Raw genomic sequence first — 8,377 nt, forward strand, 5'->3', positions numbered from 1 at the left:
GCCGCCACCGCCTTGACGATGATGCTCCGCCCCAGCCCGGTGAACTCCAGCCGGTTCCCCAGCACCAGCTCCTGCGCGAATAGCTGCAGGAACATCAGGTCCGCCGCATGCCGCTCGAGGGTATCGAGCCGAGCGTGCAGGTCGCGGAACCGCTGGGCAAGGTGCCGCCGCAGCGGATCGGGATCCGCGGCGGGAGGGTCGCGGTGCCACGCAAGGACGGCACGGACGACGGCATTGCACCAGAGGCGGAAGGCGGGAGAGAGGTAGCGGGCATAGGACAGGGCCAGCTGCCAATGGGCCCAGGTGCCGCCGTGGCGGCCGCGGGTGGTGGCAACGAAGCCGTCAGGGTCGAGGCGGATAATTTCATCCTGGATGATATTTTGACGGACCTCCCTCTCGGGGTCGGTCCAGTGCGCCTGGCCGGGACGGTTCCACCGTGAGGCGTGTGGCAGTGGGCAGGTCGCCGGTGCTAGTCGACGAGTGATTGGTAGACGAGCGCGTTGACCATTTGCCTGTGGCGCCGTCGCTGTAGGCCTGGCACCTGCGCCATGAACACCACAGCCAGTTGCTCCTGCGGGTCGGCCCACCAGTGCGTTCCGTAGGCGCCGTTCCAGTAGAAATCCCCCGGGCTACCGATAAGACTGCCTGCTCGCTCTCGTACGGCGACGGTCAGGCCGAAGCCGTAGCCATCTGAGAGCGGGTCGGTCAGGGGAATGCGGTTCTCGATCTCGGGCGTCAGGCGGTCGACCCTCATCGCCTCCACGGTCTTGCGGCCCAGTATGCGAATGCCGCCGAGTGCGCCGCCGTCCAGAAGCATCTGGACGAAGCGGAGATAATCAGCGGCAGTCGAGGCAAGACCCGCGCCGCCGCATTCGAAGTGAAGTGCCTTGCCACGGTCGGGCACTGCCTGCGGTGCGCCGGTATCGGGATCGCGTGCCAGCGCCCGAGTGAGGCGACCCAGCTTGTCTGGAGGCACCCGAAATCCGGTATCTGCTATCCCGAGCGGCTCGAATAGCTGCTCCAGAAACTCTCCGAACCCTTGGCCCACGATGGCCTCCACCACCAAGCCGAGTACATCAATGGAGAGGCCGTAATCCTAGACTGTTCCAGGCTGGAATAGCAGCGGGATGGCCTCCAGGCGGTCCAGAAACTCCACGGCGGTGAGGCTGGCACCCGCGACATCCGACGATGTGGGATAGAGCCTGTGCACCGCTGTGGTACCCCTCCCGCCATAGGTCAGACCAGAGGTGTGGCGCATTAGGTCCTTGATCGTGATCGGACGCTCGGCCGCAGCGGTCTCGATTGGCCCTCCCCGGACAGAACCTGATCACTCAGCTTCGCAACCCGCCGGTTTCCCAGCTGCGGCAAGTAGCGCTCCACCGGGTCGGCAAGTCCGAGCCGGCCCTCCTCCCGTAGCATCAGCGCAGCGACACCCACGATGGGCTTGGTCATGGAGGCGATGGCGAAGATCGCGTCGAGCGGCATCGGGGTGCCTTGGTCAGGGCCCAGATAACCGACCACCTCATGCAGGACGAGATGTCCTCGGCGCGCGACGGCAAGGACTGCCCCGGGCAGCCGTCCTGCCACGACTTCGGAATGCAGCGCGCGGACCGAATGCCTGCCAGTCTGCAGCAGATTTTGCCACATCGATCCTCCCTTCGCATCTGGCCTCTACGGCGGTGCGGGTCTTTCACAGGGCAGCACGTGGTCGGATGCCAGACAACACTGCGGAGTAGGACTACGGCAATGCCGACGTCGCAATATTGGACAATGAGCGTGCTCCACCGCTTGGTAGCCAATTTTGAAAGCAACGATGATCGCGTTTGGGTCGCTGGTCCAGCGGAAGGGAGGCGGGAGCACCCTACTTGGGTAGGCACTGGCTACCGAAGGCCGGTGCCGAAATCCGGGCGCAATGCGAAGCGGTCTCGAACTCCTCCGATCCGTGCGCAGCCTTGTCTCGAATGTACTTCATCCGCTTGGCTATAATCGTATGCTGTCAGGTGTTCGGTCAGTGCCTCGGTTCACACCGGCCGTGCCAAGCGGAAACTAGGCCAGCAACAAGCTGTGCGCGGGAGGAATATCACATGAGAAGACCGCAGGGCCACACTATCCTCAAGCCCACGTCCGGACGCCTCTCGCGTCGCGCCACTTTGGGCGTGATTGTCGGCGGGCTCGCTACTCCAATTGTCGGCTTACCTAAACAGGGGCGCGCACAGCCGGGCACGGATTGGCCCAACCGGTCGGTTCGATACATCAATATTTTCCCGCCGGGTGGTGCCACTGATACGCTATCGCGGCTCTACTGCGCCAAGATGAGCGAGATTACCGGCCAGCAGTTTGTGGTGGAGAACCGCTCAGGCTCCGGCGGCAATGTTGGAGTCGACGCGATCGCGAAGTCCCAGCCTGACGGGTACACAATCGGCCTGGGCAGCATCGCTCCCCATGCTATTGCGCCGACGCTCTATGCCAGCTTGCCCTTCAATGCGGCGCACGACTTCACCTTTATCTCTGGCCTATGGCAGTTGCCCAACCTATTGGTTGTCAACAACGACCTGCCGGCACGCAGTGTGCCGGAGCTGATCGCCCTGCTGAAGGCGAACCCCGGTAAGTACGCCTATGGCTCCTCCGGCATCGGCACCACCCCACATCTCTCGGGCGAGCTTCTGAAGCAGATGGTCGGGTCGGACATTCTGCATGTGCCCTATCGTGGTGGCGCACCGGCGTTGCTCGACCTGCTGGCCGGGCGGGTGCACCTGATCATGGACAACATCCCGGGTCTCCTACCGACCGCGCGCGAGGGGCGGATACGGGCGCTCGCCGTCACCGGGCCGCAGCGCAGTGCGGCGGCACCAGAACTACCGACCATGTCGGAATTTCTGCCGGGCTTCGAGATCACCTCCTGGGGTGCGGTCTGCAGCCCCGCTGGCATCCCGGAGCCAGTGGTGAAGCGGCACTCGGCCTTTGCAAAACAGGCATTGGAGAGCCCCGACCTAGTCCGCAGCTTCCAGGAACTCGGCGCCAAATCCTGGTGGACCACGCCAGAGGAGATCACCGCTTTCCGCGCTAGCGAGGAAGCCCGGCTGGCACCGCTGATCCGGGCAAGCGGCGCGCGGGTGGAGTAAGCAGGCGCCTTCACCCGGCACGATCGTGTCAGGCCATGGTGTAGGAAGCTGGGTGACCTTGCTTCAGAATGTGCAGGCCCAGGTGGCCCATATCGAGCGGCATGGCGCTACCGCAGGCGCGGCGGCCATCCCGTTATTTCTTCTGCACCGAGCCGCCTGGAGCCGCGCAAGCTCGACCGGGGAAGCACCGACAAGTGAGCGCCCATTGCCGCCGATCGAACGTCCAGCGCGTGAGCAACGAGACGCACTGGGTGCCGTTGGGAGGCTTGGCGGTAAGCATCAGACGAGGCGTGTATGGTGCTGCTCGCTGCCGATCCGCTGATAGTCCCGCCTATGGCAAGCGCAGGGCGGCCATCGGATTCAGTCTGAACGAGCCGAAGGGATCGGAGCGGCGTGCGGCGAATGGGACGCTTCCCTCAAACAGCAGACACATCAGGCGCTGCCGTTCATGCGCGGTAATGACAGTTACCGCGCATGACGTCCACGAGACGAAGTCGTTACAATGTGCGACGATGCAGCCCTGCGGTGGTCATCAGCCGCATTGCAAGCATGTCTTGAAGCCACGCGCGTCGCGCTTCTGCTCGACTAGGTAGCCGCAGCGGATGCAGTTGGCGCGGTTATCATCCTCGGCGAAGGGATCCGCAAAACGCCGCACTACCTTCGGCGCGCCCGGCTTTGTGCCGTGCGGTTCCGGCAGCTCCGCGATAGGGGTGACATTCGGTAGCACGGGAGACTTCCCCTGCTCCGAGGCTGGCTGCTGCGCTGATGGCTCCCACATAGGCATGACATGTACGATTGGAGCCGTCGGCTCGAGCGCCGTGGAAGGCGCTGCCTGCTGTGCAGCAGGCAGAGGTGCCGCTGCAAGAAGCTGATCGGGCCAAGCCTTTGCAGGGGCGTTCCAGGGCGCCGCGCGCAGAGAAGCCTCCAACGGCCTCGATGGACTGCGCATAAGCTGCACAACCTCGACGACCCGACCGGCCGTCGTTACCGAGCCCTTCCGCCGCGGCGCAGTCACGATGTGCCGTTTCTCACTGGCAGAAACGCCCCGCTTGGAATGGCGGGAGAAAACCTGGTCTTCTTCTGACATAGGCATCCATTATCGAGGGCTACCGTCTCCGCGAAATAGCCGGAGGCCGGAGTATAATGTGAGGTCCGCCCAGGTCGCTGCCAATGATTTCTAAGCGGAGCGTACGAAGTTACGTTACAGGCCAGCGCGGTTCCGGCTTCTGGCTGCGCCTGACCATACCCCCGCCGGCTTGATACTGCACAGACGGCATGTTGCGGCCAGCACTTTGGTAGTTCGCCAGCGACACCGTAATAGCTCCCACCACTGGCGCCCAATTCTCAAGTTTCCTTAGGAAGGGTCGGTGGGGATGATTTGGCCGCGTGGTTCTGACCCTTAACGCGGCAAGGCGGCGGCCAACGCCGCTGCCGCTTCCCGCGCTGCTCGGCGGAGCCCCTCAGCCGACCAGTGGATGCCGTCCCTTCCGGTTTCCACATCCGCCATCTCGCCGCCCGGCAATAGGCCATAGCGGCGCGCCGCTTCGGCCTGGGCCTCCCAGATCAACGCGGCATGGGCGGCGGTGGCGGCGTCCAGCGGGCGAACCTGCGCGAAGCCAAGATCAAAAAGCCAGCCGCTGCCTAGAGCCAGCCCAGTCCACTCGGCCAACCGGCCGGAGCCGAGCAGACCATAGGCGTCCCGCAGCGGCGAGAGCGGGGCCTGCAGCGCCGGCATGGTGGGATTGCCGCCGGCTTCCCGCAGCAGCCTGACCAGTTCGCCGACCCCCACGATATAAGTCTCCGGTGGCGTGCCGCGCTGCGCATCCGTTGTGCCATGCGCTAGCACCAGCAGGGCGGAGACCGGCGCCGTTGCTCGCGCCACCACGGCAAGGTATCCGTCCGCCGGTCGGGCAAGGTCGAGTAGATCGGCGATGCCGGTATTGCCCCTGGCGGCATGGACCAGGGCGAAGGGAATGCCAGGCCGCAGCCGTGCCAACTCGGCCAGCAGGGTGCGGGCGCCGAGCGCCGCGTCGGCCGTGACCCAGCGCGTGCCTTCTGGCGGACAGCCGGGGCGGCCGAAGCAGCCCTCCAGCACCGCCGAGACCGGCGGCGCTGACGGATCCCCCGGCCCGGCTGGATGCGCGCCAACCCGCGGAGAGCTGGCGTGGAACAGGCCGGCTGCCTGGGACTGCCCAGTGACAAGCACGACATACCCGGCAGCGAAGCGGCCGCCAAAGGGCACTCCGTCGCGGAAGAGCTGGTACCAGCCGCCTGCAGGCAGGCGCAGTGCGCCGTCCGGATCGGCCGGCGCGACGGGACGCACCACGCGGCCGGCCTCGTCGCGCACCTCCCAAGCCTTGCCTGCCGGCACCCGTATCCGGGCCGTGGCGCCCTCCAGCGCATAGACCCGGTTCGGCACCGGTTGAGCCGCGGCCAAGCAAGGTAGGAACAGCGCCAGGAGCACCAGCACCCATCGTGTCATGCACACCCTGAACATCGTTGCATCGTTCTCGTTGGCGGTGTCAGGCAAAGACCCTATCCGAAGGGATTCTTGACGGTGTCGGTCTTGATCGCCTTGCTCGCCTCGGGCAACGCGCTGCCCTGCCGCTCCAACTCCATCACCACCGATGCAAGGAGATCCCGCAGCCTCTTGGCGTGCTGCAGACCGACCTTGTCGCGCGTCAAGTCCAGGTTGCCGGCCAGCGAAACACGGTCGAGGCGGTTCTCGATGGAGAGACCACCAACCTGAACCGCGGCGGACTCGTCGGCATAGGGCTTGAAGCTCATGGTCGTCCTCCCGTCAGCGGCGCCCCAGGACGCGATAGAGCAGATAGCAGGCGATGGCCGCAGCCAGCGCGATGACCAGGACAGTGTTGCCGCTCCCGCCCGAGCCGGCGCGGCTCGTCACCGGTGGTGTGGCTGGGGCTGGGTTTGGGCCTCGAGACGAGCCTCGCCGCTGGTCCGTCGCAACCGTTGTCCTAGTCTCGCCGCAGCTTCCGCGGACGTTGTGCGGCCTTGGCTCGGGCAGCCGCATGGCGCGCCCCTGCACCTCGGAGGCAAGGATCGGAAAGGCGTTGAGGCCAGCAAGGTCGCGCAGCTGGGTTAGGGAGACGGTGCGCCACTTCATCCCCGGGGCATTGGGGGCGACATAGACGGCCGCCTCCCGCCGGGATGGCAGGTAGACAGCCTTGTAGAGGCTGGTCGGCACCAGCACGCGGTGGTTCAGCCGCTGGAGTTCCTCCCCCTGGAAGATCGGTCCCGTCAGCACCCAGACGTCGCCTTCCTGGATGGCGAGTTCGCGCACGGCACTTTCGATGCCCTCCCAGAGGCAGCGGTTCGAGCCAGGCTCCTGCGGGACCATGTTCGCCAGCGAGAAGCTCTCCGCTTGGCCCTCGGGCGTCGCCATGTCGCCTGACGGGGCCATGTGCCCGCGGTCAAAGCCCGAGCGGGCGTAATCGCCGAGGCGTGCCCGCTGGCCGGGCGGCAGGCGCTCCTCCTCATGGAACGCATTCTCCCGCTGTAGACCCCGGGCATCCTCGACCCGCTCACGGGTGAGATGTTCGGCTGCGGCCAGCGGCGTGCGGGAGATCCCGCTATAGAGAACGCTGTATTCCTGGAAACACAGCTCCCTCGTCTCGGCCGCCAGCTGCGGTCGGATGATGTCCGGCGCCGTGCCCCCGGCGTGGTGCTCGGGACAGGCTGAGGGTGCAGCGCAGGCAGCCTCGGGGACGATGCCGACCATCAGGGCGGCAGTCAGCACCCAATACCTGACTTGGCTCATCGGTCGCCTTCTGCCGGCTCGTGCAACGCTGGGTGCCGGGGCCTGGTGGGGCCGCCTAGTACTGAGCCAACAACGCTTACGGAGGCCCTGCGGCTTCCGGTTGGGGGCGGCGCTTCGCCCTGCCATGGCTGGGCGCTTGCTTTGCCCTCGATTGTGATACGCTCCAGGCATGGATCCCGCCGAACCGCCCTTGCCCCCTCCCCCGTCGCGTCAGCCCTGGGACTTCCATCCCGCGCTGACCGAGGAGCGGCTGCGGGTCTGCGCCCGGATGCTGGCCAATGCCCGGCGCGATGCGCTGGCCATGGCCAGCTACGAGTTGGGCGATGATCCCTGGTCGGTCGGCTGCCGCGCCTTTGCCTTTGGCCGCCACCGGCTGCAGCGAGCCGCCAGCTCGGGCGACTACCCCTGGCTGGAGGTGCTCGACGACAGCGCCCACTTCGTCTTCGTCATCGGCGGGAACGGCAACGGCGTGCCGGTGCGCTTCTACCGCGGCGCCGCCGAGGAGCCGACCGAGCGCACCCTCAAGCGCCAGGAGGTCGAGGTGCAGCAGCTCTCCCTGGCGCTGGGCGAGGCCGAGGCCGAGGGACTGGCCTTCCGCCTGGCGGTGGAGACCGACGATGCCGGCCGGGTGGACCGGGTGGTGTTCCTGGCGTTGCGGGGCGAGGACCGGGTCGAGTGCTTCTGGCCGGTGCCGCTGGAGCTGCCCGCCGCGGCGGCCGCCGGCGCCGAGGTCCAGCTGCGCCTGATCGCCGATGACGGCTATGCCGGGCCTGGCAAGGGCGCCGGCCGTCCCGTGCCCCTGCCCCCTGCCCTGCCGCCACGTCGCAAGCCTGCTGCCGGTCCGTCGCGGCCGCAGACCACACTGCTTTAAACGGCCATATACGGTTGGTGCCGATCTCAGGCTCGCAATAAGCATACAGCGACGGCACCTGCCGAACTCGGAAGGTAACCTTCGAGACGAAGGCGGCCAGGATACGTATGCTGGCCTCCCGTCTGCCGTTTGGGATCCACTCTCAGCAGCGGATAGGCTGCCTCCGTTCAAATCTGGGCGGACAACCTATGGCCTCCGAAGACAGTTTTATAATCGCGTGGCGCCAGCTGTAGTCACCCCTACCCCGCCTGCAACCGAACTTTGCGGAGGTACTACCGCGAGCGGGTAGCGCGCCTGCGCAGGGCGTTGACCACGGATAGGAGGACGGAGATGTTGGAGGCCGCGCGGGCACTGATCGAGCGCGTCGCGGTTCACGGCTCAGCCGAGCCCGGTGGCAAGCCACGGTTGGAGTTGGTTGGTGAACTGTCTGCGATGCTGCGTGCGGCCGATGCGGATCTGAGCCTCGGACAGCAAAAAGGCCCCGTGCCGAGTGGCATGGGGCCTGACCTGCTGAGTTCGGTAAAAGTGGATGCGGGGACAGGATTTGAACCTGTGACCTTCAGGTTATGAGCCTGACGAGCTACCGGGCTGCTCCACCCCGCG

7 protein-coding genes, 1 tRNA gene and 1 pseudogene are annotated in these 8,377 nt (G+C 66.2%); 2 read left to right on the forward strand and 7 right to left on the reverse strand.

Translation table 11 applies throughout. The features are described 5' to 3' along the window. From JMJ55_RS32270 to JMJ55_RS30015, 3 genes and pseudogenes are all read right to left on the reverse strand, one after another. Positions 1-587: KilA-N domain-containing protein (locus JMJ55_RS32270; RefSeq protein WP_202829277.1), on the reverse strand; the 587-nt coding region annotated here is incomplete at its 3' end. Continuing rightward, positions 470-1,258: pseudogene (locus tag JMJ55_RS30005) on the reverse strand (serine hydrolase domain-containing protein). The pseudogene JMJ55_RS30005 and the gene JMJ55_RS32270, both read right to left, overlap by 118 nt. Continuing rightward, positions 1,258-1,647 (reverse strand): serine hydrolase domain-containing protein, encoded by a 390-nt coding sequence (locus tag JMJ55_RS30015; protein ID WP_202829280.1) that lies wholly within the window; start codon positions 1,645-1,647, stop codon positions 1,258-1,260. The pseudogene JMJ55_RS30005 and the gene JMJ55_RS30015 overlap by 1 nt, the downstream one beginning before the upstream one ends. A gap of 437 nt (positions 1,648-2,084) precedes the next feature. Between JMJ55_RS30015 and JMJ55_RS30020 the strand changes: the two genes are divergently transcribed. Beyond that, positions 2,085-3,122 (forward strand): Bug family tripartite tricarboxylate transporter substrate binding protein, encoded by a 1,038-nt coding sequence (locus JMJ55_RS30020; RefSeq protein WP_268885452.1) that lies wholly within the window; start codon positions 2,085-2,087, stop codon positions 3,120-3,122. A 1,399-nt stretch (positions 3,123-4,521) separates the two neighbouring features. Here JMJ55_RS30020 and JMJ55_RS30025 read toward each other — a convergent pair. Genes JMJ55_RS30025 through JMJ55_RS30035 form a run of 3 tightly spaced genes read right to left on the reverse strand, consistent with a single transcriptional unit; the run spans position 4,522 to position 6,903 of the window. After that, entirely contained in the window at positions 4,522-5,604 is a 1,083-nt protein-coding gene (locus tag JMJ55_RS30025; protein WP_202829282.1) for a hypothetical protein, read from the reverse strand. A gap of 53 nt (positions 5,605-5,657) precedes the next feature. Continuing rightward, complete coding sequence (locus JMJ55_RS30030) at positions 5,658-5,909, reverse strand: hypothetical protein (protein WP_202829283.1); 252 nt, start codon at positions 5,907-5,909, stop codon at positions 5,658-5,660. Positions 5,910-5,922: 13 nt separating this feature from the next. After that, complete coding sequence (locus JMJ55_RS30035) at positions 5,923-6,903, reverse strand: DNA/RNA non-specific endonuclease (RefSeq protein ID WP_202829284.1); 981 nt, start codon at positions 6,901-6,903, stop codon at positions 5,923-5,925. Between the two features lie 169 nt (positions 6,904-7,072). Between JMJ55_RS30035 and JMJ55_RS30040 the strand changes: the two genes are divergently transcribed. After that, positions 7,073-7,774, forward strand: coding sequence for a hypothetical protein (locus JMJ55_RS30040; protein WP_202829285.1), 702 nt, complete (start codon positions 7,073-7,075; stop codon positions 7,772-7,774). A 526-nt stretch (positions 7,775-8,300) separates the two neighbouring features. Here JMJ55_RS30040 and JMJ55_RS30045 read toward each other — a convergent pair. Continuing rightward, a tRNA-Met gene (locus tag JMJ55_RS30045) sits at positions 8,301-8,377 on the reverse strand.

Origin of the sequence: Belnapia mucosa (genome assembly GCF_016775475.1) — a bacterium.
Lineage (GTDB): Bacteria > Pseudomonadota > Alphaproteobacteria > Acetobacterales > Acetobacteraceae > Belnapia > Belnapia mucosa.